Consider the following 25,073-nt stretch of genomic DNA (forward strand, 5'->3'; position numbering starts at 1 on the left):
GCCGTCCAATATGAAACAGGTATGCAGGGAATACTTGCATGTGACAAATTTGATAAGATGAATAAGCCAAAAGCTGTATTTAGAGAAATAAACGAGAGCTATACGCTACAGGAGGCCATAGCTGAAGCAAAACGTTGCTTGAATTGTAAGAATCCTTCTTGCAAGAAAGGATGTCCGATAGAAAATCATATCCCGGAGTTCATTCATGAATTGTCAAAAGGCAATATGGGAAATGCCATGGCAATCATTAATGAGAAGAGTAACCTGCCGGCTATTTGTGGTCGTGTCTGTCCGCATGAAAAGCAGTGTCAGGGGCATTGTGTATTGTACCCGAAAGGGAAGGGAATAGAAATCGGTAAGCTGGAACGCTTTGTGGCCGATTTTGATACGGAAATGAAACTGATTCGCGAAAAACTACCTCAGAAGACACGGGGAAAGGTTGCCGTGATTGGTTCGGGACCTGCCGGACTGACCGTAGCCGGAGACTTGGCTCGTCAGGGTTTTAACGTGACAATTTTTGAGAGCCAGGCAGAACCGGGTGGGGTGTTGATGTATGGCATTCCGGAATATCGCCTTCCCAAACAGGTGGTTCGTCAGGAAATTGAGAAGATTGAAGCACTGGGGGTGACTTTTCTGTTGAACTGTGTGGTAGGAAAGCAGCTGAACATCGATGATATTTTTGCGCAGGGATACGATGCTATTTTTATTGGTTCAGGTACGGCTCTGCCCAAATCATTGGATATTCCGGGGGCCGGATTGCGTGGAGTGATTCAGGCGACTTATCTGTTGCATATGGCCAATATCTATAATGAAGGCACTGTTGGCCGTGATAAGGTGCCGGTTATCGAAGGAGAGCACGTGGCAGTGATGGGATGCGGAAATGTAGCCATGGATGCGGCCCGTACGGCCGTACGTATGGGAGCGGCCAGTGTGACCATTGTGTATCGACGTACGGAAGCCGATATGCCCGCTATACAGGCAGAATATCAGGCTGCCTTGCAGGAAGGTGTGAAATTCTTATGGCAGACTTCCACGACAGAGTTCCTTGGAAATGAAGACGGGAAGGTTGTCGGACTACGTGCCAATACGCCGGAGGGAGTCAAGGAGTATGCTTTCGATCGCATTTGCCTGGCTGTGGGTTCACGTCCGGCCAGTCGGATTGTGTCGACTACGGAAGGCATAGAAACCGATGATAACGGGTATGTACTGGTGAAAGAACGTCCTTTCGGTATGACAAGCCGTAAAGGAGTATTTGCCGGAGGTGATGTGGTGCATCGTCCGCAAACGGTAGTGATGGCTATGAAAGCAGCAAAGAGCGTGGCAGTGGGTATCGCACAGTATGTCGATGCTGTAAAATTGCTGAGTGAATAACCTAATTATAAAATAAATACTAAAGTTTAAGGACTATGCCCTGATAACTCAGGAAAAAGCATTAATTTCGCGAATTCAAATGAAACTTTAGAATTTAGATACCAAAAAAACTTTACGATAATGATGGAACTTGATTTACTCACGGCTGTATCACCGATTGACGGTCGCTACAGAAGCAAAGCAGGAACTTTGGCTGCTTATTTTTCAGAATATGCGCTCATGAAGTATCGTGTGCGGGTGGAAATTGAATATTTCATCACTTTGTGTGAATTGCCTTTGCCGCAGCTGGCGTCATTTGATATGACTCGTTTTGAGTCTCTTCGTGATATCTACCGTAATTTCTCTGAAGGAGATGCTGCACGTATCAAGGAAATTGAAAGTGTGACAAATCACGATGTGAAAGCTGTTGAGTATTTCATCAAGGAACAGTTTGATAAACTGGGTGGACTGGAACCTTATAAAGAGTTCATTCACTTCGGACTGACTTCACAGGATATCAATAACACTTCAGTTCCTTTGTCTATCAAGGATGCGTTGGAAGAAGTCTATTATCCGCAGATTCAGAAACTGATTGACCAGTTGACTGCCTACGCAGAAGAATGGAAAAATATTCCGATGCTGGCAAAGACTCACGGGCAGCCTGCTTCTCCTACTCGTCTGGGCAAGGAAATCATGGTTTTTGCTTATCGTCTGAACCGTCAGCTGGCTGTATTGAAGGCTTGTCCGTTGACTGCGAAATTTGGTGGAGCAACCGGAAATTACAATGCACATCACGTGGCTTATCCGGATTTTGACTGGAAGGCTTTCGGTAATAAGTTCGTTGCTGAAAAATTAGGTTTGGAACGTGAAGAATATACTACACAGATTTCAAATTACGACGGACTGGGTGCCATCTTCGATGCAATGAAGCGTATCAATACCATCATGATTGACATGAACCGTGACTTCTGGCAGTATATTTCCATGGAGTATTTCAAGCAGAAAATCAAAGCGGGTGAGGTCGGCTCAAGTGCCATGCCGCATAAGGTGAACCCGATTGACTTTGAGAATGCAGAAGGTAACCTGGGAATGGCCAATGCAATATTGGAGCATCTTTCTTCCAAATTGCCGGTCTCTCGTTTGCAGCGTGACTTGACGGACTCTACAGTGTTGCGTAATATCGGTGTTCCTTTCGGACATACGGTGATTGCCATCCAGAGCTCACTGAAAGGTCTTGGAAAATTGCTGTTGAATGAACATAAAATCTATGAAGATCTCGATAATTGCTGGAGCGTAGTGGCTGAAGCTATTCAGACGATTTTGCGCCGTGAAGCTTATCCACATCCGTATGAAGCGTTGAAAGCGCTGACTCGTACGAACCAGGCTATTACAGAAGCTTCAATCAAAGATTTTATTGAAACACTGAACGTCAGCGAGGATATTAAAAAGGAATTGCGTGCGATTACTCCGCACAACTATACTGGAGTCTAACTTTAAAAAATAAATATCGCCCGAGAGGGTGTTGAGTATTAATATTAGCATTAAACAAAAAAATTATGGCAGAAAAAGAATTCAGACAAGATGGCGAAAACAGCCAGTCTGGCCGCGATGGTTACAAGTCTTACAACAGAGAAGGATATAACAAATATGGTAGAGGCGAGAAAAGCAACAGCTACGGTCGCCGTCCGTATAACAACAATAGAGAAGGGGGAGAAGGTTATCGTTCTTCTTATAATCCTCGCTTTAATAATGGAGAGGACCGTCCGCAGAGAGGTGGTTACGGTAATCGCCCGCAGCGTTCATACGGAAACCGCTCCTACAATAATGAAGGAGGAGAGCAGCGTTCTTCTTACAATCCTCGTTTTAACAACAATAATGGTGGACGTCCGCAGCGTGCATACACTCCTCGTTTCAACAACAACCAGGAAGGAGGAGAACAGCGTTCATATCGCCCGCGCTTTAATAATGCACAACAGGGTGGAGAACAGCGTCCGTATCGTCCTCGTTTTAACAACAATGGCGGACAGCAGGGTGGATATGGTCGTCCACAGGGAGGTTACCGTCCGCGTACTGCCGACTACAACCCGAATGCAAAATATAGTATGAAGAAGCAGATCGAGTACAAAGAACTGCTGACTGATCCGGATGAGCCGATTCGTTTGAACAAGTTCCTTGCGAATGCAGGTATCTGCTCTCGTCGTGAAGCGGATGAGTTTATCACTGCAGGAGTAGTATCTGTAAATGGTGAAATCGTAACGGAACTGGGTACAAAGGTGAAGCGTTCGGATGAGGTGAAGTTCCACGATCAGCCGGTAAATATTGAGCGTAAGGTATATGTACTGCTTAATAAACCGAAAGATTGCGTAACGACTTCGGATGACCCGCAGGAACGTAAGACGGTGATGGATTTCGTGAAAGGTGCTTGCAAGGAGCGTATCTATCCGGTAGGACGTCTGGACCGTAATACCACAGGTGTACTGCTGTTGACAAATGACGGTGACTTGGCATCGAAACTGACTCATCCTAAGTTCTTGAAGAAGAAAATTTATCATGTATACTGCGACAAGAATGTGACAAAGGCAGACTTGGATCAGATTGTACAGGGTATTACACTGGATGATGGTGAAATCCATGCTGATGCTATCAGCTACGCGTCGGATACAGACAAGTCGCAGGTGGGTATTGAAATTCACTCTGGAAAGAACCGTATCGTACGTCGTATTTTCGAATCGCTGGGCTATCGTGTGATTAAGCTGGACCGTGTGTACTTTGCGGGATTGACCAAGAAGGGATTGCGTCGCGGTGACTGGCGTTACCTCACAGAACAGGAAGTGGCCATGCTTCGTATGGGATCTTTTGAATAATGATAAATATAGCAGAACACAGGGATACACGGAAACGGAGCATCCCTGTGTTTTTAGATTAATTGATAAAACATAGAATCAAAATGGAAACAATTCGTAGAACAAAAATTGTTGACCTGCTGAAGCGTGAAGATTTTGGCGCGATGGTCAATGTGAAAGGTTGGGTGCGTACTCGCCGTGGTAGCAAACAGGTAAACTTTATTGCATTGAATGATGGTTCTACTATAAATAATGTGCAGATTGTAGTCGACTTAGCTAATTTTGATGAAGAGTTGCTGAAGTTGATTACAACGGGTGCATGTCTGAGCGTGAATGGAGAACTGGTAAAATCGGTAGGCTCCGGACAGGCAGCAGAAATTCAGGCACGTGAGATTGAAGTATTGGGTACTTGTGACAATACTTATCCATTGCAGAAAAAAGGACATTCAATGGAGTTCTTGCGTGAGATTGCTCACTTGCGTCCTCGTACGAATACGTTTGGTGCAGTGTTCCGTATCCGTCATAACATGGCTATTGCGATTCATAAGTTCTTCCATGAAAGAGGTTTCTTCTATTTCCACACTCCTCTGATTACAGCATCAGACTGTGAAGGTGCCGGACAGATGTTCCAGGTTACTACCATGAACCTCTATGATTTGAAGAAAGATGAAAACGGTTCTATTATTTATGATAATGACTTCTTCGGAAAGCAGGCAAGTCTGACAGTTTCCGGACAGTTGGAAGGTGAATTGGCTGCTACTGCTTTGGGAGCAATTTATACATTCGGACCGACATTCCGTGCGGAAAATTCAAATACACCGCGTCATTTGGCTGAGTTCTGGATGATTGAACCGGAAGTAGCTTTCAATGACATCAATGACAACATGGATTTGGCAGAAGAATTCATCAAATACTGTGTACAGTGGGCATTGGACAACTGTTATGACGATGTGAAGTTCTTGAACGATATGTTTGATAAGGGCTTGATTGAACGTCTGCAGGGGGTATTGAAGGAATCATTTGTACGTCTGCCTTATACAGAAGGTATCAAGATTCTGGAAGAAGCAGTAGCTAATGGACATAAGTTTGAATTCCCGGTTTACTGGGGCGTGGATTTGGCTTCAGAACACGAACGTTTCCTGGTGGAGGAACATTTCAAGCGCCCGGTTATCTTGACGGATTATCCGAAAGAAATCAAGGCTTTCTATATGAAGCAGAATGAAGACGGAAAGACGGTTCGTGCCATGGACGTGTTGTTCCCGAAAATTGGTGAAATTATTGGTGGGTCAGAGCGTGAAGCAGATTACGACAAACTGTTGACTCGTATTCAGGAACTGAATATTCCGATGAAGGATATGTGGTGGTATCTGGATACTCGTAAATATGGTTCATGTCCGCATTCCGGCTTCGGATTAGGCTTTGAACGTCTGCTGTTGTTTGTAACGGGCATGGCCAATATCCGCGACGTGATACCGTTCCCGCGTACACCGCGTAATGCTGAATTCTAAAAGAGAATTGTATACAGGAAAAAGTCATTCCATGCGGGGTGACTTTTTTTGTGTGTTTGCGATAGAAAAATGTACATAAAATGCGTGATTCTCAAATTATTTTATAATTTTGTAGGTACCTGATAGGTAATTCTAATACTTTTAGTTATGAAAATACGTTATTTTTTTCTGGTAGCATTTCTAATGCTCTTAGCTGTCGGCAATTCGATGGCCCAGGCTGTGCAGGAGAAGACTCCCGTCAATTTGCAGGGAGTTTGGCAGATGTGTTTCTATCGTTCTAATTCTCCGGATATACCGGGTGAACTTAAGACAAGTAATTCCTTGAAGATTCTTTCTGACGACGGACGCTTTATCAATTTGTTGATGATGCAGACGGGAGCCGTTATTTTGGGATATGGAACTTATGAGATGAATAGTGAAGGAGTATATACGGAATGTGTGGAGAAAAATGTGCATCTTCCTCAATTGAATGGAAAGAAAAATGAAATGCACTTTGATTTGAAAGAAAACGGTACGTTGATGTATGTGAAGTATTTCCTGGAGAGCGATGCCAACGGGAATAAGATTGATTCCTGGTGTCATGAAATCTGGAAGAAAGTAGAGATGTCACCGGTTTATCCGGGCGATGAGTTACGTTGACGGAAATGAGATAATAAACCGGGAAAAGGCCGTTGCGACAGGATGTCCGTAACGGCCTTTCCTTGTTTTATGGCATTAAAGTGTGATTCATAATCAATCGGTTATCCCGCGAAAAAAAGCTTAAAATTTTTGTCGGTTAAAAGAAAAACCGTACCTTTGCAAGCCGATTATTATCAACTAGTGATAAATTTTTAATTCTGAGTGCTTTATCCTTCTTTGTCCGGGAAGAATAGGGAGGTAGGAATTTGTTTTTTAGTAGTTAACATTTTAAAAAAGATTTAAGAGTGGATACTTTAAGTTACAAGACCATTTCTGCAAACAAGGAAACAGCAACTAAAGAATGGGTTGTTGTGGATGCTACCGATCAGGTTGTAGGCCGTCTCGGTGCGAAAGTTGCAAAGTTGTTGAGAGGTAAGTACAAACCTAACTTCACCCCTCACGTAGACTGCGGTGATAACGTAATTATCATCAATGCAGACAAAGTGAAATTTACAGGTAAGAAAATGACCGACAAGGTTTACCTGAGCTATACCGGCTATCCTGGTGGCCAGCGTGAGATTACTCCGGCTCGTCTGTTGGCGAAACCGAATGGCGCTGAAAAATTGATGAAAAGAGTAGTAAAAGGTATGCTTCCTAAGAATCGTCTGGGAGCTAAGTTGCTGGGTAACTTGTATGTTTACGAAGGAAGTGAACACAAACACGAAGCCCAGACCCCGAAAGTAATTGATATTAATTCACTTAAATAATAAAGAATGGAAGTAGTAAATGCATTAGGCAGACGTAAAAGCGCAGTAGCTCGCGTTTTCGTAAGCGAAGGTACAGGAAAGATTACTATTAACAAGAGAGACCTTGCACAGTACTTTCCATCAACTATTCTTCAGTATGTAGTTAAACAGCCGTTGAACAAATTGGAAGTGGCTGAAAAATATGATATCAAAGTTAACTTGTGCGGTGGTGGTTTCACTGGTCAGTCTCAGGCTTTGCGTCTGGCTATCGCTCGTGCACTGGTTAAAATCAATCCGGAAGATAAGAAGGCTCTTCGTTCTGAAGGTTTCATGACTCGCGATTCTCGTTCTGTTGAACGTAAGAAACCGGGACGTCCGAAAGCACGTCGTAGATTCCAGTTCAGTAAACGTTAACGAGGGGACAAGTTGGATAAGGGACAAGTTAGCAAGGTGGTTCACTCGGTGGGTCTGTCCTTGTTGCCTCGTCAACTGATACCTCGTCACCTAAAGAAGCGTTTAGTATCTAAACTGTCAGGATTCTTCCTGCAAGCTCTTGTCGGAAAGACTACCGGGCAGTTGGTTCAATAAACAAAAAAGAAAGTAAACGATTAAAATTAAAAACAATGTCAAGAGTAAATTTTGATACATTATTGGAGGCTGGTTGCCACTTCGGACACCTTAAAAGAAAGTGGAACCCTGCAATGGCTCCTTATATTTTCATGGAACGCAACGGTATTCATATCATCGATTTGAACAAAACTGTTGCTAAAGTTGAAGAAGCTGCTGAAGCTTTGAAACAAATCGCAAAATCAGGAAAGAAAATCCTGTTCGTTGCTACTAAGAAACAAGCTAAACAAGTTGTAGCTGAGAAAGCTGCTTCTGTAAATATGCCGTACGTAATCGAACGTTGGCCGGGTGGTATGTTGACTAACTTCCCGACAATCCGTAAGGCTGTGAAGAAAATGGCTACTATCGACAAATTGACAAACGATGGTACTTACTCAAACTTGTCAAAGAGAGAAGTTCTTCAGATTTCTCGTCAGCGTGCTAAGTTGGAAAAGAACTTGGGTTCTATCGCTGATTTGACTCGTCTGCCGTCTGCATTGTTCGTAGTAGACGTATTGAAAGAAAACATCGCAGTTCGTGAAGCTAACCGTCTGGGTATTCCTGTATTTGCTATCGTAGATACTAACTCAGATCCTTCAAACATCGATTTCGTAATTCCGGCAAACGATGACGCTACTAAATCAGTAGAAGTTATCTTGGATGCTTGCTGCGCTGCAATGGCAGAAGGCTTGGAAGAAAGAAAAGCTGAAAAGGTAGATATGGAAGCTGCTGGTGAAAATGCACCGAAAGCTGCTAAGAAAAAAGCTACCAAAGCTCGCATGGATAAAGCTGAAGAAGATGCAATCAACGCATCTAAGGCTGCTGCGTTCATGAGCAAGGATGAAGAAGAAGCTTAATCAATAAAGTAAGTTGAGAATTGAAAATTGAAAATTGGGAAAACTGTATTCTCAATTCTCAATTCTCAATTCTCAACTTTGTTTTTAAGAACATTACTAACTCAAAATAAAAGATATTATTATGGCTGTAAGTATGGCTGATATCACCAAGCTTCGTAAAATGACTGGAGCTGGTATGATGGACTGTAAGAACGCTTTGGCAGAATCAGAAGGCGATTTCGACAAAGCAATGGAAATTATCCGTAAAAAAGGACAGGCTGTAGCTGCAAAACGTTCTGACCGTGAAACTTCAGAAGGTTGCGTGTTGGCAAAATCAACTGGTGACTACGCTGCAATGATTGCTTTGAAGTGTGAAACTGACTTCGTTGCAAAGAACGCAGATTTCGTAGCATTGACTCAGGCTATCCTGGATGCTGCTATCGCTAATAAGTGCCAGACTTTGGATGAAATCAAGGCTTTGCCTATGGGTAACGGTACTATTGCTGATGCAATTGTAGAACGTAGTGGTATCACTGGTGAAAAGACTGAATTGGATGGTTTCAATTTCGTATCAGGTGCTTGCACTGCTGTTTACAACCACATGAATAAGAATCAGCTTTGTACAATCGTTGCATTCAACAAAGAATGCGATGCTCAGGTAGCTCATGAAATCTGTATGCAGATTGCTGCCATGAACCCGATTGCAATTGATGAAGCTGGTGTTCCTGAATCTGTAAAACAGGAAGAAATCAATGTAGCTATTGAAAAGACTAAGGCTGAACAGGTACAGAAAGCTGTTGAAGCTGCTTTGAAGAAAGCTGGTATCAATCCTTCTCACGTAGATAGCGAAGAGCACATGGAAAGCAACATGGCTAAGGGATGGATTACTGCTGAAGATGTAGCTAAAGCTAAAGAAATCAAGGAAAAAGTAGCTGCAGAAAAAGCTGCTAACTTGCCTGAGGCTATGATTGAAAATATCGCAAAAGGCCGTCTGGGTAAATTCTTGAAAGAAGTTTGCTTGCTGAAACAGGAAAGCATCATGGATCCGAAGAAGACTGTTGCTGATGTATTGAAAGCTGCTGATCCGGAACTGGCTGTTGCAGACTTCAAACGTTTCACTTTGCGTGCTGAATAATTTATTAGGATGCAATATTCTTTCGGGCGTGCCTTTTGGTACGCCCGATTTGTTTTACGGTTACTTGGTTCAAGTAGCCGTTTTTTATTGATTATTATCAGGAAAAGTAATCTTCCAAGCAGGATTATTTTGTATTTTTGCTGTCGGAAAACATAGAATGGAATTCTAACTTTTAAACAAAATAGATTATGGCAAAGAAAGCGCTTTTAATGATTCTGGACGGTTGGGGTTGTGGCGACCGTCAAAAAGATGATGTAATCTTCAATACTCCGACTCCTTACTGGGACAGTCTGTTGGCTAACTATCCTCATTCACAGCTGCAGGCCAGCGGTGAAAATGTAGGTTTGCCTGACGGCCAGATGGGTAACTCGGAAGTAGGTCACTTGAACATCGGTGCAGGCCGTATCGTATATCAGGATTTGGTGAAGATTAACCGTGCATGTGCCGACAACAGCATTATGCAGAACAAGGAAGTAGTAGCTGCTTTCTCATACGCAAAAGAACATGGAAAAAACATCCACTTCATGGGATTGACTTCCAATGGTGGTGTACACTCTTCTTTGGAACACTTGTTCAAATTGTGTGACATTGCAAAGGAATACGGACTGGAAAATACTTTCATCCACTGCTTCATGGACGGTCGTGATACAGACCCGAAGAGCGGTAAGGGATTCATTGAACAGCTGACTGCTCATTGCGAAAAATCAGCTGGAAAGATTGCTTCTATCGTAGGACGTTTCTATGCAATGGACCGTGACAAACGTTGGGCACGTGTGAAAGAAGCATACGATTTGCTGGTAAATGGTATAGGTAAGAAAGCTACCGACATGGTACAGGCTATGCAGGAATCATACGATGAAGGTGTAACAGACGAATTCATCAAACCGATTTCTACTGCAAACTTCGACGGTACTATCAAGGAAGGTGATGTAGTTATCTTCTTCAACTACCGTAACGACCGTGCAAAAGAATTGACTATCGTATTGACTCAGCAGGATATGCCGGAAGAAGGCATGAAGACCATCCCGGGATTGCAGTACTACTGTATGACTCCGTATGATGCTTCATTCAAAGGTGTACATATCTTGTTCGACAAGGAAAACGTACAGAATACATTGGGCGAATACCTTGCAAGCAATGGCAAGACTCAGCTGCACATCGCAGAAACTGAAAAATATGCCCATGTAACCTTCTTCTTCAACGGTGGACGTGAAACTCCGTATGACAACGAAGACCGTATCCTGGTTCCTTCACCGAAGGTAGCTACTTACGACTTGAAGCCGGAAATGAGCGCATACGAAGTAAAAGATAAACTGGTAGAAGCTATCGGTACACAGAAATATGACTTCATCGTAGTGAACTATGCAAACGGTGACATGGTAGGTCATACAGGTATCTATGAAGCAATTGAAAAGGCTGTAGTAGCTATCGACAATTGTGTGAAAGATACAGTAGAAGCTGCTAAGGCTAACGGTTATGAAGTCATCATCATTGCTGACCACGGAAATGCAGATCATGCATTGAATGAAGACGGTACACCGAACACAGCTCACTCTTTGAATCCGGTTCCGTTTGTATATGTAACTGAAAACAAAGACGCCAAAGTAGAAAATGGTGTATTGGCCGATGTTGCTCCTTCTATCCTGCACATTTTGGGTATGGCACAGCCGTCTGAAATGACAGGTCGCGACCTGATTAAATAAGAATCCACAGTGATTTAGAATATAGAGCCGGGGTTCGTTATCGGAAGATAATGGACTCCGGTTTTTTTATGCGTTATGCCAGTACAATGATACTTCAGATAGTAGGAACGCTGGTAATGCAGTCTTGGACAAAATAAAAAGCCGCAAAGTAAATAAAAGGAATTACTTTGCGGCTTTCTGTCAAAACAGAGTTTATTATGCTTTTACTCCGTTGTATTCATCAGATACAGTTAATTTTTTGCGGCCTTTAGCGCGACGTGCTGCCAATACTCGGCGACCGTTTGCGGTAGCCATTCTTTCACGGAAACCGTGTTTGTTTCTTCTCTTTCTGTTAGAGGGTTGGAATGTTCTTTTCATTTTCGTATATACTATTTTATGTTATTATTCCATGCGTTCGGGCTGCAAAATTAGTGACTTTTTTTTAATAATCAAAGTGCTAAATCATTTTTAGACAAATCTTTTTGCGTTTTTTCGCGATTTAGATTAATTTTGCAACCGTATTCAGAGAATAAATCAAACTATTACATAATAATAAAGGATTTAAGTTATGATTAATGCTCAAGACATTAAAATCGGAACCGCTATCCGTATGGATGGCAAATTGTATTTCTGCATTGACTTCCTGCATGTAAAACCGGGTAAAGGAAACACTTTCATGCGTACAAAACTGAAAGATGTGGTAGACGGATATGTATTGGAACGTCGTTTCAACATCGGTGAAAAACTGGAAGATGTACGTGTAGAACGTCGTCCTTATCAGTTCTTGTACAAAGAAGGTGATGATTATATTTTCATGAACCAGGAAACTTTCGAACAGGTGCCTATCGCTCATGACCTGATTGAAGGTGTAGACTTCCTGAAAGAAGAAATGATTGTAGAAGTTGTTTCTGATGCTTCTACTGAAACTATCTTGTTCGCAGAATTGCCGGTAAAAGTTCAGCTGAAGGTTACTTACACTGAACCGGGTCTGAAAGGTGATACTGCTACTAACGCTACTAAGCCTGCTACTGTAGAAACTGGAGCTACAGTACGTGTTCCGTTGTTCATCAACCAGGATGAAACTATCGAAGTAGATACTCGCGACGGTTCTTACGTAGGTCGTGTAAAAGCTTAATGCTGACAGACACTGAATTTCAGATAAAAAAAGAAAGCCGTACTGGATGATTCCGGTGCGGCTTTCTTTTTGTCGTTTATCGATAATGTAAGTAGTCTATATCTACATATCCAGATTCACTTTTGTCGTTGAAGCAATAGATGCCGATGCGGTCTCCCCGATAGTTTCCCCATACCATTTGATACGGTTCTCCAAACTGAATGAAATTATCTCCGTCCAGGCTGTAATAATATTGTGATTTCCCATCCATTCCCCAACAAGTTTTGAACCAGACAAACGAAGTAGAAATTTCGTTTCCTTTTAGGATGTGGCCATTATTCCGATACTCGATAAAATACTGCGTTCCTTCTTTTACCACACCAAGAGCCGAATGATGAGAGGAAAAGTGGCAAATTCCATTTCTTTGTCCGTCGGCCATCTGTGAAATGTCCATTTTCACAATCACTTCGTTATCTTGTTTCCGGAATGTACGCTGTGTAAGCGTGTTTCCCGCTTTTAGGAGTTGATTACTTTCTATCGGGCGGAAAGCTTTCAGACGCATCCATCCGGGACGTTCTGTCAGAGAAAAGAAATCTTTTCGAGGCTGGTAGTTCCATTGCCATTGTGGACCTAGTATTTCGCTGTCAAAGTCATCACTTCTTAAAAGTGTCAGTTTCGGTGATGAGAAGGCTGGCATGGGAGCTTCCCATTGCATGGTGCCGATTTGCTGTGGCAGAACTTTTCCGATGAGCGGCCAGCCGTCTATCCATATAACGGGGAGCAGACTGACAATTCGCCCGCTCCAGTCGCCTGTACCGTGATGAGTCAGAAAATACCATTTCCCGTCTTTTCCTTGTATGATGCCTCCCTGATTGGGCTCCATGGCTTCTCTGCTGGCTAGTGCAAGCTGTTTTTCTTCTTTATAAGGTCCAAATAGCTTTTTGGAGCGCCTTGCCATCACGTATCGTCCTGTTCCCGGTTTGTGCTCACTGAAAACCAGATAATACCATTCTCCAACTTTTATCAGTTTATTGGCTTCCCTTCCGTTTCCTGAATGAATAAGCTTGGCCGATTTTCTGTTGATACTTTTTCCGTCTTTTGCCATGGGGAAGAGATAAGTCTTGTATCCGTCCGCGAAATGAGTCCCTACGAAACAAGCTTTCCCGTCTTCATCCCAGATGGCCGTGCAGTCATCCCAGCCTGCTTCCAGCAAGAGAGGGGTAAGTGGTTCCCAAGGTCCTTCGGGTTTGGAAGAGGAAGTCATAAAGTATCCTTCATCCGGTGTGCCGAAGAACAGGTAAAAGCGTCCATTATGGTGACGCAAGGTACCCGCCCATACTCCCCGTGCATAGCGGTCCATCTGGTCCCAGTTCAATTTGGTTCCTATTTGTGTCAGGTCACTGATAATATTCCCACAGAACTCCCAGTTTACGAGGTCTTTGGAGTGTAGCAGGGTCATACCTGGAGAAAATTGGAAAGTAGAAGAAATGGCATAGTAATCGTCTCCTACCTGAATGCAGTCTATGTCACTGTAATCAGCCGGAATGATGGGATTGCGATAGGTGCCATCATTTTGTTCTCCCCATTTTTCCCAGTTTCCCCATACGGGATTGGATTCATTAGAGGTGTTTTGAGCAGTAACGTCACCTAGAATACAAAAACCGGTTATCAGGCCGACATATAAAATCCGTTGTATCATAAAAGTTTAATTCCTTTTCCTCCTTTTAATGTAATGTTTTTTACCTTTCCGTTGAAGCAGACTTTCGTCTTTCCGCCTTTGCGTGACTGGATGTACAAGGATGTGACTTTATTGTCTTTCCATTCCATGTCGACGATGAATCCTCCACGGGCACAGATACCTTTCACGCTGCCGTCCTTCCATTCCTCCGGAAGAGCCGGAAGCAGAGTGATACTGTTCTCGGAAGATTGCATCAGCATTTCAATGACGCCGGCGCAACCGCCAAAGTTACCGTCAATCTGGAAAGGCGAGTGTGCATCGAGCAGGTTGGGGTAGGTACCTCCTCCGCGTCGTGCATCCTTTCCTTTGTATCCGTCCGGACTGACATAACGCAGCAGGCGACGGTAAATGTGGTACGCATTTTTGCTGTCTTGCAGGCGTGCATAAAGGTTGACACGCCAGCCGGTGCTCCAGCCCGTAGTATTGTCGCCTTTGATTTCCAGCGTACAGGCACAGGCCTTTGCCAGTTCCGGAGTTTCTTTTACAGACAGATGATGTCCCGGATACAAACCGAACAGATGCGACTGATGACGGTGTTGCGGTTCCTGGTCTTCCCAGTCGTGGAACCATTCCTGTAGGTTACCTTTCTTGCCAACCTGGTAAGGCAGCAGGCGGGGAAGCGTCTTCTCTATCTGCTTCCGGAAGGTTTTGTCTGTACCTAATGCTTCGGCAGCCTTGGCCGCATCTATCAGGCATTCACGTGTCATAGCCAGGTCGGAAGTACAGCCGTAGGAAGTAGCTCCTGCGTAGCCGTCGGGAGTCAGGAACTTGTTTTCGGGCGATGTACCCGGTGAAGTAATCAGCTTGCCGTCTTTTTCTATCAGCCAGTTCAGGCAGAATTCGGCTGCACCTTTCAATACCGGATAATATTGCTGTAGAAATTCCTTGTCCTGCGTGAAGGTGTAGCGTTCCCAGATATGAGTAGACAGCCAGGCGCCTCCCATGGTCCAGCATGCCCACGACGGGTCACCCACGTTCAATCCTACCGGACAGGTCATGGCCCAGATGTCCGTATTCTGTCCCAGACACCATACTTTCTGTACGCCGTAATAAGCCTTGGCACTCTCTTCTCCCGTGTGTTGCAGGTTGGCGATGAAGTCCATCAGTGGGCGGTGCATTTCACTCAGATTGGCCGTTTCAGCTGCCCAGTAGTTCTCCTCCAGGTTGATGTTGCTGGTATAGTTGCAGCTCCAGGGCGGGAGCAGGCGTTCGTTCCACAGACCTTGCAGGTTGGCGGGTACTCCCGGTGTACGTGAACTGGAAATGAGCAGGTAGCGGCCATATTGAAAATACAATGCTTCCAGTTCCGGATTCCTTTGTGACTTGTCTGTATATTGCAATAGCTGTTCGTCGGTAGGCAGGGCTGCAATGGCCTGGTCTGTCTTACCTAGGCAAAGTCCCACGCGGTCGAAGAAAGACTTGTAGTCTGTCACGTGTGCATTCTCCAATTCCTCGAACGTTTTCTGTGCTGCCCGTTCCATGCGTCGTGTTACCAGGTTCCGGTAGTCGCGTCCTTCTTTCATGGGGTCCTTGTCGAAGCCGTTGAAGCTGGTGACGTTGGCTATCAGAATCAAGGCTTCTTTTCCGCCTTTCACCTTCAGCTCGCCCGATGGAAAGCTTTTGACCTCACTCTGAGGAGCTATGACCCGAATCAGTGTGCGGAAATGCGTTCCCCGTTCCGGATCATACAAATGCTTGTTGTTTACTCCGTCAAAATATACGGGATAGGAGTGATAGGCAGCATATCCTTCGGCTGAAATCTCATTGCCGTTGGCCGTAGTGGCATGAGGCAGGAGCGAGTTGAATGAAAGAGTGGCTTGCAGCCCTTGTGCGCTTTCCGTCTGCAGGCGCAGTACAATCACTGAGTCGGGGGCTGAAGCAAAATAATCACAGGCAAAATCTGCACCGTTTCTCTGGTAGGCGGTTCGTGCCATGGCCCGGCTGATGTCCAGTGTCCGTTGATAGTGGCTTATCTTAGCCGGTTCGGCAGAATAAGTGATGGAAAGTTGGCCCAGCGGCTGATAGTTTTCGCTGTAGTGTCCTTGAACCTTTCGTTGGGCACGGTCGGCTCCCCGGTAATCTTCCTTGTCGAGCAAGGCACGGATTTCCGGAATAGCCTTGTAGGCATCGGGAGTTGTGACTTTCCGGTCGGGTTCTCCGGTCCATAGGGTGATGTCGTTCAGATAGAGTACGTCTTTGTCGGTGCCTCCGTAAAGAATAGCTCCCATCGTACCGTTTCCGATGACGAGAGCTTCTTCAAAGAATTCAGCAGGACGGTTGTAGTGCAGCACTAAGTTTTCTTGTGCTGTAAGATAAGAGGTCGGTAAGGAAAGGATATAAGCTGTAATCATGGCACCTTTCCACCTTCTTGCAAAGTTACTTTTCATAGTCTATGTGTGAATAAAGAAATCAGTTGCAAGTTATCAAGAAATCTTTATATGGGCAAAGTTCAAGCATGAAAAGTAAGGTGAAAAATGCCGATGAAAAAACGCCCTTGCGTTTTATCTCAAACGCAAGTACATTTGAGATGAAACGCAAGGACGTTTGCATTAAAACGTAAAGGCGTTTTGTCTTAAACTCTTTGGCGTTTTGAACGGAACGCAAAAGAGTTTTGTGGAGAGTTTTTAATTTCTTCCGAAACCCCATAAAAAAAGCCTTTCCATCATCGCGATGAAAAGGCTTCTTTTTATTCTTTCCAGAAAAATAATCAATTATTTTTTCTTGTGGTTTGCATAACGGCTCATGAACTTGTCCACACGTCCTGCAGTATCCACCAGCTTAGACTTACCAGTGTAGAACGGGTGAGATGAGCTAGAGATTTCCAGCTTAACCAACGGATAAGTTTCTCCTTCGAATTCAATTGTGTCTTTAGTAGCACAAGTTGAACGAGACAGGAACATGTCGCCGTTTGACATGTCTTTAAATACTACCGGACGGTAGTTTTCAGGATGAATGCCTTTTTTCATTTTAGTATATACTTTTTATTGTTATTATTGACAAATAAATATGTGGTAACACTGGTAAAGTGTGTAATGGTCTATTTCGGGTTGCAAAGATACGCTATTTCTTTGAAACTAAAAAGAAATACCCGAAAAAAATATTCTGTCACTCAAAGGCTTTTATATAATAGGTAAATCAGTTTTTGTCATATCTACTTTGCATCCTTGCCGCATGTTATGGTAAATATTCCGCTTAAAATTGATTTGCCTCAAGAAAAGACAGAAAATCTCCGATTTAGTATATTGCTAATTCTTTTTATATTGTTACTTTTGCAGATGGAATTAATTACTAACAATTATAAAACTTACAAAAATGGTTAATTACAAAGAGTTAGGCTTGGTGAACACAAGAGATATGTTTGCCAGAGCAATCAAAGGTGGATATGCTATCCCTGCTTTCAACTTCAACAATATGGAACAGCTGCAGGCCATCGTGAAGGCTGCTGTAGAAACAAAATCTCCGGTTATCTTGCAGGTATCTAAAGGTGCTCGTAACTATGCTAACCAGACTTTGTTGCGTTACATGGCAGAAGGTGCTGTAGAATATGCAAAAGAATTGGGTTGCGCACATCCTGAAATCGTGCTTCACCTTGACCACGGAGATTCATTCGAATTGTGCAAATCTTGCATCGACATGGGATTCTCTTCAGTAATGATCGACGGTTCTCACTTGCCATACGAAGAAAACGTAGCTTTGACCAAGAAAGTGGTTGACTACGCTCATCAGTTCGATGTAACTGTAGAAGGTGAACTGGGTGTGCTGGCTGGTGTGGAAGATGAAGTTTCTGCAGAACACCACACTTATACTAACCCTGAAGAAGTAATCGACTTCGCTACCCGTACAGGCTGCGATTCACTGGCTATCTCAATCGGTACTTCTCACGGTGCTTACAAGTTCAAACCCGAACAGTGCCACGTTGATCCGGCTACAGGCCGTCTGGTTCCTCCTCCATTGGAATTTGCCGTACTGGATGCTGTAATGGAAAAACTGCCGGGATTCCCTATCGTTCTTCACGGTTCTTCTTCAGTTCCTCAGGAAGAAGTGGATACTATCAACAAGTTCGGTGGCAAGCTGGAAGCTGCTATCGGTATTCCTGAAGACCAGTTGCGCAAGGCTGCCAAGTCTGCAGTTTGCAAGATTAACATCGACTCAGACTCTCGTCTGGCCATGACAGCTGCCATCCGTAAGGTGTTCGCTGAAAAACCGGCTGAATTCGACCCGCGTAAATACCTGGGTCCGGCTCGTGACAACATGGAAAAACTTTACAAGCACAAAATCATCAACGTATTGGGTTCTGACAACAAGTTGGCTCAGTGCTAATTGCGCTTGATACTTATTACACCTGAATAAAATGAATGAAGGCTGCTTTCCTTTCGGAAGGCAGCCTTTTTTTGAGTTCTTACCAGAATTTGTTCTGAGAAGGGTTATATTCAAATCCTGCTTCTTTCAAACGGTTCAGAATATCTTCCTTGCTCACGTTCATGTCTGCACAAAGGGCATCGAGCGAAGGATAATAGTCTCTTAACTTCATGTTGATGAAGCTGAAAAGCATCATCGGGTCTTTAGGTAATTCCATATTGATAAATAATTTTCGATGTATTCTTTTTTCGGGGTGCAAAGTTACGACTTTTATTGCTTCATTAATCCTATTTAATTGATAATTTATTTGTTATCTTTGTCCCGTTATGTCAACTAAACGAATTATAGAAGATAAAGATTTCCACCGTATTGTGATTGCCACACGCCGGGGAGCAAGAAACATTACGATGCGTGTCAAGCCCGACGGCCTGTATCTCACGGTGCCGCCTTACAGCAAGACGGACAAAGTGCTTTCTACCCTGGAGCAGTTTCGTGCCGATTTACGGGAACGCTTTCGGCAGGTGGCGGTACGGCCAATCGATTTCAGTTTTCGGATTGAGGCCGACTGTTTTCGTTTGTCATTGTCTTCCAGTCACCTGAAATGTTTCACGGTGCGGCAGATGCCTTCGGGTGAGGTGACCGTGTTCTGTCCGGAACATACCGACTTTTCGGATGAAGCGGTTCAGAAACTGGTGCGTGGGGCTATTTTGCGTGCCATGAAAAAAGTGGCGGCTGAGTTTCTGCCACCCTTGCTGAGTGTGTGGGCAGAACGCTTCGGGTTGACTTACCGAAAAGTACGGATTACCGCTGCCCGTTCACGATGGGGAAGTTGTACTTCAGCTAAAACCATCAGTTTGTCCTGTTACCTGATGTTAGTTCCCTCTCACCTGATTGATTATGTTATTTTGCATGAGCTGGCTCACACACGTGAAATGAACCATGGCCCTCGTTTTTGGGAACTGCTTGACAGCATGACGGCAGGGCAGGCCTTACGTTTGCGGGGAGAACTTCGGAGGTTCCGGCCATCTTTTTAAAAAGAATTTCAAACATGTGTATAATGTACACTTTTTGATGTAATTTTGTACCGTAGAAGATAGGTAACAGGTAAAAAAGATTGTTTGCATGAAAAAAAGTTTACTGGCACTTGCCTCCGGTACACTCGGGTTAGGTATTGCTGAGTTTGTGATGATGGGAATACTGCCCAATGTGGCTCGTGATTTGAGTATCAGCATACCGGAAGCCGGACATTTTATTTCGGCGTATGCCATAGGAGTTTGTGTGGGAGCACCCTTGACGGTGTTTGTGGCTCGTACGCGTCCGTTGAAACAGATATTGTTAGGACTTGCTGCCATTTATGTGATTGGTAATTTGTGTGCGGCGCTTGCTCCGGAATATTGGACATTGCTGCTTATGCGGTTTGTGTCGGGACTGCCTCACGGAGCATTTTTCGGAGTCGGTTCTATTGTAGCCGAGAGGGTGGCCGATAAAGGGAAAACCTCGCAAGCTGTAGCCCTGATGATTGCCGGTATGACCATTGCCAATTTGTTTGGAGTGCCCTTGGGTACATTGTTGAGCAATCTGTTCTCCTGGCGGTTCCCCTTCCTGTTCAATGGATGCTGGGGAATGCTGGTATTCTTCCTCGTCTGGAAATGGATACCTGTTTTACCCGCCTTGCCGGATGTGGGCTGGAAAGGACAGTTCCGCTTTTTGCGCAAGTTAGCTCCGTGGCTGATTATCCTGACCACGATGTTTGGCAACGGGGGAGTATTTTGCTGGTTCAGCTACGTCACTCCGCAGATGCTGCATGAAGCGGGTTTCCAACCGGAAAGTCTGACATGGATTATGATGCTGGCCGGATTGGGGATGACTATCGGTAACCTGGTAGGAGGACGATGTGGCGATTTGTACGGACTGGCACCGGTGATTCAGTTTACGCAGGTATTTATGATGCTAGCTTTGCTGGGCACGTTTCTGTTTGCAGGAGTACCTTGGCTTTCCGTATTGCTGATGTTTATTTGTGCGGCAGCCTTGTTTGCGGTGTCTCCTCCTCAGCAATTGTTGTTGCTGCAGAACTCCAGAAGAAGCGAAATGATGGGAGCGGCTTGTGTGCAGATTGCTTTCAATTTGGGAAATGCGGTAGGAGCATATGCCGGAGGACTTCCGATTGATGCAGGATTAGGTTATCGCTATCCGGCACTGGTAGGAGTCTTTGTGGTGGCTTTAGGATGGGTCTGCGTTACCTGGTATATCCGGAGAGAACGCAGGCATTTTATAAATGAACCGATACGATTGTAACATAAATATGCTATGAGACTACTTTTGTTGACTTTATGTATTATTTTATTTGGGGGGAATACGCTACGCCTGGAAGCGAAGAAATATTTCTTCTCAAATTATAATTTCTGTCATATAACGGAGGAAGCCGGGTTGCCTAATAACTCGGTGACTGCCGTAATGAAAGATTCATTCGGATATATCTGGGTGGCCACTCAGGACGGGCTGGCGCGTTACGACGGCTATCGTTTCCTGAGTTATGGGGTGAAGGAACCTCTTTACCGCTTGAAAGGAAACTATGTCTACACATTGTGCGAGGATCGCCAGAAAAGGCTCTGGGTAGGTTCGGATGCCGGACTTGACCTGATTGACCTACAGACAGGTCTTTCTTTGCCCGCGTCTGATTTAGGAGCAGTATCGGAATTATCATCTTTGTTTAATTCGTTTGTCCGTTCGGTGGTACAGACTACCGATGGAAATATATGGGTAGTAACCGACAAGATGCTGTGGTGTCTGGAACTGGACTCTTCAGGAGTCGTGACGGCTTTTTATCGGATGCAAGCTGAAGCCGATGAGAGTGTATCGGCCATTGCGGAGATTGAAGGAGGACTTTGTGCCGGAGTAGGTAACTGTATTTACCGGATTGTGAAAGAAGGAGGAAATAAGTTGCGTAAACAGCAGCTTTCGGATGCCATTGTACCTTTTAGTGATGACTGGCGTATCTCTTGTCTGCAAGCCGACGGCGATTTCTTGTGGATAGGCAGTAATCGTGGACTTTTCCGCTATTACCGGCAAACCAAGACGATGAAGCGTTACCGTTACTCTTCGCATCGGGAAGGGATGCTCAGTCAGGCTTATATCACGGACATGAAGCTGACTTCCGACGGCAGTCTGGTGGTTTCCACTTTCAACGGTCTGAATGTATATGACCGTGAATCCGATACATTTTCTTTTATCCGTCGGGTGGAAGATTCCGAAGAACGAGGATTGAATTCCAATATCATAGTCTGTCTGTTTACCGACGGGCAGGACATCTGGGCCGGTACACAGGATGGAGGAGTCAATCTGTTGTACTTGTCGCGCAGGTTAGAGGTTGCCAGATTAGGGGATATTCCCTGGAAACTTTCGGCAGGGCGCACACCGCAAATCAGTGCTGTGACGGAAGATAAAAAGGGAAATTTGTGGATTGGTACGATTGAGGGAGGACTTTATCAGATGAACCCAGAAACGGAAGCAGTGCAGCATTACGCTTTCACCCCTCATAGCTCGACATCTATTCTTTCCAATAATGTGAATGGCATATTGATAGACAGTGATAATCATCTGTGGGTTTATACTTGGGGGGCTGGAATTAGTGAGCTGGATTTGAATAAACCTCATTCTGTCTTTCGTCAGCATTCCAATGGAGAAGTGCCAGGGCTGGAGGATGATTTTATTATGAGTGCGGTGGAAGATTCTGTCAACAGGGGTATTTGGTTTGGAACGACACATGGATTATTGTTTTATGATAAAAAGCAGGAGCTATTTAGCCGGGTGGATTTTGATTCCAGTGTGAGTGAGTTCGAATCAGTAGGTTCTTTGTGTGTAGATCGGAAAGGACGATTGTGGGTGGGTACTTCTGAGGGGGTATTTATTGTTGATCTGTTTTCTTTCGCCCGTTCGCGTCGGCATTTTAATTATATTTATTTACGCTATAAGTTGAATGATGAGAAATCTACGCAGGTAGAGCGAGTCAATGTGGTTTTTCAAGATCGTCGTGGCGAAATCTGGTTAGGAGGAAAAGCCACAGGACTTTATCATTTAATATCGGATAAAGCAAACCGTTTTCAGTTTAAGCATTATGGAAAAGAAGAAGGCTTTTATGAAAATACGGTTTATGGCTTATCCGAAGATGGAACAGGTAATTTATGGATTGCTACAGAGAATGGATTATTCCGTTTGCTGGTAGATAGTGATACTTTTGTCTTATACGGAAAGTCTGATGGTATTTTGGACAAAGATTATGATTCACATACATTGCATTTCTCATCACGTTATAAACGCTTGTATTGCGGGAAAGATCATGGATTGTGTGAAGTGATTTTGAAGAAAATACCAAAATCGGTCAAGGAACGTACAGTTGTTATTTCTTCTTGCCGTGTGAATGGTGAAAACTGGACTTATGAGACTTCGAAAAGGCTGTCTGATTTGGGGGAAGGGAATAAACTGGAACTTGCTTTGACCACTTTGGAGTATGGATACAACGAGGCGGTTCGGATTCGTTACAGAGAAAAACAGAATGGAGAGGAATGGGTGGAACTTCCTGCAGATAATCCGGTGATTGCTTTGCCTTCACTTCCGGGAGGACAATTCCAATTGGAAATACAAGCTACAGATCAGGAGGGAAGATGGCAAGATGACATATTGGATATAAATATTCAGGTACGTCCTTATTATTATAAGTCGTGGTGGTTCTGGTCGTTACTTTTGCTTGTTGCAGGATGTTTGTCCGTAGCCTTTTATCGTTATAAAGTACGGCAGTTAAAACATCGTCAGGTATTATTGAAACAATTAGTAGCCCAGCGCACACACGAACTGGAAATACAGAACCGTAGTCTGGAAGTAATGGCTCATCATGTAGAGGAAGTTGCAGAAGAAAAAATACGTTTTTTTACGCATATTACCCATGAGTTCCGTACACCGGTTACATTGATTCACGGACCTATTCAGCAGGCATTGGCACTGACTTCAGATAAGGAGGTAAAGGAGCAGCTTCACATAGCCGAACGTAATGTAGAAGATTTATTGTCATTGGTGAATGAATTAATGGATTTCCGTAAACTTGATATGGAAAAGGTGCAATTGAACATCCGGCCATTTAACTTGATTTCTATGGTTGAAGACTTATTGGCACCTTTTGTCTCCTTTGTGAAAGAACGTCATATTGTATTACGCACGTATTATCGTCTTCAGGGACTTTCTGTAAATGCTGACCCTAAATATCTTCATCGTGTGCTGACAAATCTATTGGCTAATGCTGTGAAATTTACGCCTGATGGGGGTGTTATAAGCCTTTATGTGGCCAGAGTAGTAGATTATGAGAGAAAGGTGCAGCTTTATCTGTCGGTATCGGATACTGGATGTGGAATTCCGGAAAAAGATTTACCTAAAATTTTTGATAGTTTTTTTCAAGCACAGAACACTGTGGCTTATCCTGTTTTCGGACAGACGGGCACAGGTATAGGACTGAATATTTGTAAGCGGATTATCACGCTTCATGGGGGAGTGATATCTGCTCGGAACAACCATTCTGGAGGTACCTCTTTTAGAATATTGCTACCGATGAAAGACATGCCGGTAAAGGAGCATGAAACTGTTGTAGAAAGGCATTTGGATGAAGAAAACATGTCATTGGTGAAACCAGCTTCATCGGCACATGAAACCCTACTGATAGTGGATGACAACTCTGATATGCGCCGTTATATCTGTTCTTTACTGAAACAAGAATATAAGCTTTTAGAGGCAGAAAATGGGAAAAAAGCTATAGACATAATAAAAAATGAGCATGTAGACTTGATTATTAGTGATTTGCTTATGCCTGAAATGGATGGGCTGGAACTATCGAAAAGAGTAAAGGCAAATTTAGAGACCAGTCACATTCCTTTTCTAATTCTTACGGCAGTGTGCTCGGAGGAGAATGAGAAAATCTGCTATTCAGTAGGGGTTGATGAATATTTGTGTAAACCTTTTGATGCAGAAGTTCTTAAATATCGTATTCGTAACATTCTGGCTTTGCGTCGTGGTTATCAGGAGAAACTTTCAAAACCTGCTGCTCTGGCATTGACAGATGTGAGTGATCTTGGATTGATAGAAGAGTCCAGAGATAAGGCCTTTATGGATCGGGCTATCGCCTTGATGAAAGAGCACTATGCAGAGTCTGAATATGGGCTGGATGCTTTTATTCGTGACATGGGATATAGTAAGACATTGGTTAACCAGAAGATGCAGAATCTGGCAGGAATTCCTATCGGACAGTTTATGAAGAACTTTAGGTTGGATATGGGCTATCAGTTGCTGAAACAGAAAAAAGGAGATACCAATGTGTCTGAAGTTGCTTATGCAGTAGGTTTCAATGACCCAAAGTATTTCACAAAATGTTTTAAGCAACGTTTTGGCTGCTTGCCAAGTTCTGTGGGGCATTCGTAGGGCAAAAAAGAGAGGCCATCTCAAACTGAAGTGACCCCAAAAAGTTGGACAAGTTAAACATTATCCCGTAATAGAAAGA

20 protein-coding genes are annotated in these 25,073 nt (G+C 43.9%); 15 read left to right on the forward strand and 5 right to left on the reverse strand.

The features are described from left to right. The first annotated feature begins 57 nt into the window (after nt 1-57). From DXD04_RS12590 to gpmI, 10 genes are all read left to right on the forward strand, one after another. Complete coding sequence (locus DXD04_RS12590; protein ID WP_117673639.1) at nt 58-1,371, forward strand: NAD(P)-dependent oxidoreductase; 1,314 nt, start codon at nt 58-60, stop codon at nt 1,369-1,371. A 123-nt stretch (nt 1,372-1,494) separates the two neighbouring features. Continuing rightward, entirely contained in the window at nt 1,495-2,841 is a 1,347-nt protein-coding gene (gene purB, locus DXD04_RS12595) for an adenylosuccinate lyase (RefSeq protein WP_117673640.1), read from the forward strand. Nucleotides 2,842-2,906: 65 nt separating this feature from the next. Further along, nucleotides 2,907-4,214, forward strand: coding sequence for a pseudouridine synthase (locus DXD04_RS12600; RefSeq protein ID WP_117673626.1), 1,308 nt, complete (start codon nt 2,907-2,909; stop codon nt 4,212-4,214). Nucleotides 4,215-4,297: 83 nt separating this feature from the next. Next, nucleotides 4,298-5,701, forward strand: a complete 1,404-nt coding sequence (gene asnS / locus DXD04_RS12605) for an asparagine--tRNA ligase (protein WP_117673627.1) — start codon at nt 4,298-4,300, stop codon at nt 5,699-5,701. Between the two features lie 147 nt (nt 5,702-5,848). Beyond that, complete coding sequence (locus tag DXD04_RS12610; RefSeq protein WP_117673628.1) at nt 5,849-6,340, forward strand: DUF4488 domain-containing protein; 492 nt, start codon at nt 5,849-5,851, stop codon at nt 6,338-6,340. A 284-nt stretch (nt 6,341-6,624) separates the two neighbouring features. Further along, complete coding sequence (gene rplM / locus DXD04_RS12615) at nt 6,625-7,086, forward strand: 50S ribosomal protein L13 (protein ID WP_117673629.1); 462 nt, start codon at nt 6,625-6,627, stop codon at nt 7,084-7,086. Between the two features lie 6 nt (nt 7,087-7,092). Further along, entirely contained in the window at nt 7,093-7,479 is a 387-nt protein-coding gene (gene rpsI, locus DXD04_RS12620; protein ID WP_007564303.1) for a 30S ribosomal protein S9, read from the forward strand. A 209-nt stretch (nt 7,480-7,688) separates the two neighbouring features. Then, nucleotides 7,689-8,528: a 30S ribosomal protein S2 gene (rpsB, locus tag DXD04_RS12625; RefSeq protein WP_007564305.1), complete on the forward strand. Its 840-nt coding sequence runs from the start codon at nt 7,689-7,691 to the stop codon at nt 8,526-8,528. A gap of 121 nt (nt 8,529-8,649) precedes the next feature. Continuing rightward, nucleotides 8,650-9,642 carry a translation elongation factor Ts gene (gene tsf / locus DXD04_RS12630; protein WP_007564307.1) on the forward strand — a complete coding sequence of 331 codons (993 nt, stop codon included), beginning with the start codon at nt 8,650-8,652 and terminating at the stop codon, nt 9,640-9,642. A 188-nt stretch (nt 9,643-9,830) separates the two neighbouring features. Beyond that, nucleotides 9,831-11,345, forward strand: a complete 1,515-nt coding sequence (gpmI, locus tag DXD04_RS12635; RefSeq protein WP_117673630.1) for a 2,3-bisphosphoglycerate-independent phosphoglycerate mutase — start codon at nt 9,831-9,833, stop codon at nt 11,343-11,345. Between the two features lie 195 nt (nt 11,346-11,540). Here the strand turns inward: gpmI and rpmH are convergent, their stop codons facing one another. Beyond that, the gene (gene rpmH, locus DXD04_RS12640; RefSeq protein WP_007564314.1) at nt 11,541-11,702 is read right to left on the reverse strand and encodes a 50S ribosomal protein L34; all 162 of its coding nucleotides are present in this window, start codon (nt 11,700-11,702) and stop codon (nt 11,541-11,543) included. A 190-nt stretch (nt 11,703-11,892) separates the two neighbouring features. Here rpmH and efp point away from each other — a divergent pair, with 190 nt between their 5' ends. After that, on the forward strand, nt 11,893-12,459 hold the full coding sequence (efp, locus tag DXD04_RS12645) for an elongation factor P (protein ID WP_007564316.1): 567 nt from the start codon (nt 11,893-11,895) through the stop codon (nt 12,457-12,459). 76 nt (nt 12,460-12,535) lie between these two features. Here the strand turns inward: efp and DXD04_RS12650 are convergent, their stop codons facing one another. From DXD04_RS12650 to DXD04_RS12665, 3 genes are all read right to left on the reverse strand, one after another. After that, complete coding sequence (locus DXD04_RS12650) at nt 12,536-14,137, reverse strand: glycoside hydrolase family 43 protein (RefSeq protein ID WP_117673631.1); 1,602 nt, start codon at nt 14,135-14,137, stop codon at nt 12,536-12,538. Further along, nucleotides 14,134-16,563: a glycosyl hydrolase family 95 catalytic domain-containing protein gene (locus DXD04_RS12655; protein ID WP_117673632.1), complete on the reverse strand. Its 2,430-nt coding sequence runs from the start codon at nt 16,561-16,563 to the stop codon at nt 14,134-14,136. Before DXD04_RS12655 ends, DXD04_RS12650 begins: the two co-directional genes overlap by 4 nt. A gap of 324 nt (nt 16,564-16,887) precedes the next feature. Then, entirely contained in the window at nt 16,888-17,142 is a 255-nt protein-coding gene (locus DXD04_RS12665) for a type B 50S ribosomal protein L31 (RefSeq protein WP_007564320.1), read from the reverse strand. 346 nt (nt 17,143-17,488) lie between these two features. On the opposite strand from DXD04_RS12665, the gene DXD04_RS12670 reads away from it, so the two are divergent. Continuing rightward, on the forward strand, nt 17,489-18,496 hold the full coding sequence (locus tag DXD04_RS12670) for a class II fructose-bisphosphate aldolase (protein ID WP_117673634.1): 1,008 nt from the start codon (nt 17,489-17,491) through the stop codon (nt 18,494-18,496). A 79-nt stretch (nt 18,497-18,575) separates the two neighbouring features. On the opposite strand, the gene DXD04_RS12675 is transcribed toward DXD04_RS12670, so the two are convergent. Beyond that, entirely contained in the window at nt 18,576-18,752 is a 177-nt protein-coding gene (locus tag DXD04_RS12675) for a DUF4250 domain-containing protein (protein ID WP_007564324.1), read from the reverse strand. Nucleotides 18,753-18,861: 109 nt separating this feature from the next. Here DXD04_RS12675 and DXD04_RS12680 point away from each other — a divergent pair, with 109 nt between their 5' ends. From DXD04_RS12680 to DXD04_RS12690, 3 genes are all read left to right on the forward strand, one after another. Next, nucleotides 18,862-19,569, forward strand: coding sequence for a M48 family metallopeptidase (locus DXD04_RS12680; RefSeq protein WP_117673635.1), 708 nt, complete (start codon nt 18,862-18,864; stop codon nt 19,567-19,569). Between the two features lie 88 nt (nt 19,570-19,657). Beyond that, nucleotides 19,658-20,830 (forward strand): MFS transporter AraJ, encoded by a 1,173-nt coding sequence (gene araJ, locus DXD04_RS12685; protein ID WP_117673636.1) that lies wholly within the window; start codon nt 19,658-19,660, stop codon nt 20,828-20,830. Nucleotides 20,831-20,842: 12 nt separating this feature from the next. Continuing rightward, complete coding sequence (locus DXD04_RS12690; RefSeq protein ID WP_117673637.1) at nt 20,843-24,994, forward strand: hybrid sensor histidine kinase/response regulator transcription factor; 4,152 nt, start codon at nt 20,843-20,845, stop codon at nt 24,992-24,994. The last annotated feature ends 79 nt before the right edge of the window (nt 24,995-25,073 follow it).

Source organism: Phocaeicola plebeius (assembly GCF_003437535.1).
Lineage (GTDB): Bacteria > Bacteroidota > Bacteroidia > Bacteroidales > Bacteroidaceae > Phocaeicola > Phocaeicola plebeius_A.

Excerpts from the sequence above, each read along its gene's own strand:
- DXD04_RS12590 (WP_117673639.1), top strand. The coding sequence starts at position 58 with ATGAATAAGCCAAAAGCTGTATTTAGAGAAATAAACGAGAGCTATACG.
- purB (WP_117673640.1), top strand. The coding sequence starts at position 1,495 with ATGGAACTTGATTTACTCACGGCTGTATCACCGATTGACGGTCGCTAC.
- DXD04_RS12600 (WP_117673626.1), top strand. The coding sequence starts at position 2,907 with ATGGCAGAAAAAGAATTCAGACAAGATGGCGAAAACAGCCAGTCTGGC.
- asnS (WP_117673627.1), top strand. The coding sequence starts at position 4,298 with ATGGAAACAATTCGTAGAACAAAAATTGTTGACCTGCTGAAGCGTGAA.
- DXD04_RS12610 (WP_117673628.1), top strand. The coding sequence starts at position 5,849 with ATGAAAATACGTTATTTTTTTCTGGTAGCATTTCTAATGCTCTTAGCT.
- rpsI (WP_007564303.1), top strand. The coding sequence starts at position 7,093 with ATGGAAGTAGTAAATGCATTAGGCAGACGTAAAAGCGCAGTAGCTCGC.
- rpsB (WP_007564305.1), top strand. The coding sequence starts at position 7,689 with ATGTCAAGAGTAAATTTTGATACATTATTGGAGGCTGGTTGCCACTTC.
- tsf (WP_007564307.1), top strand. The coding sequence starts at position 8,650 with ATGGCTGTAAGTATGGCTGATATCACCAAGCTTCGTAAAATGACTGGA.
- gpmI (WP_117673630.1), top strand. The coding sequence starts at position 9,831 with ATGGCAAAGAAAGCGCTTTTAATGATTCTGGACGGTTGGGGTTGTGGC.
- rpmH (WP_007564314.1), bottom strand. The coding sequence starts at position 11,702 with ATGAAAAGAACATTCCAACCCTCTAACAGAAAGAGAAGAAACAAACAC.
- efp (WP_007564316.1), top strand. The coding sequence starts at position 11,893 with ATGATTAATGCTCAAGACATTAAAATCGGAACCGCTATCCGTATGGAT.
- DXD04_RS12650 (WP_117673631.1), bottom strand. The coding sequence starts at position 14,137 with ATGATACAACGGATTTTATATGTCGGCCTGATAACCGGTTTTTGTATT.
- DXD04_RS12655 (WP_117673632.1), bottom strand. The coding sequence starts at position 16,563 with ATGAAAAGTAACTTTGCAAGAAGGTGGAAAGGTGCCATGATTACAGCT.
- DXD04_RS12665 (WP_007564320.1), bottom strand. The coding sequence starts at position 17,142 with ATGAAAAAAGGCATTCATCCTGAAAACTACCGTCCGGTAGTATTTAAA.
- DXD04_RS12670 (WP_117673634.1), top strand. The coding sequence starts at position 17,489 with ATGGTTAATTACAAAGAGTTAGGCTTGGTGAACACAAGAGATATGTTT.
- DXD04_RS12675 (WP_007564324.1), bottom strand. The coding sequence starts at position 18,752 with ATGGAATTACCTAAAGACCCGATGATGCTTTTCAGCTTCATCAACATG.
- DXD04_RS12680 (WP_117673635.1), top strand. The coding sequence starts at position 18,862 with ATGTCAACTAAACGAATTATAGAAGATAAAGATTTCCACCGTATTGTG.
- araJ (WP_117673636.1), top strand. The coding sequence starts at position 19,658 with ATGAAAAAAAGTTTACTGGCACTTGCCTCCGGTACACTCGGGTTAGGT.
- DXD04_RS12690 (WP_117673637.1), top strand. The coding sequence starts at position 20,843 with ATGAGACTACTTTTGTTGACTTTATGTATTATTTTATTTGGGGGGAAT.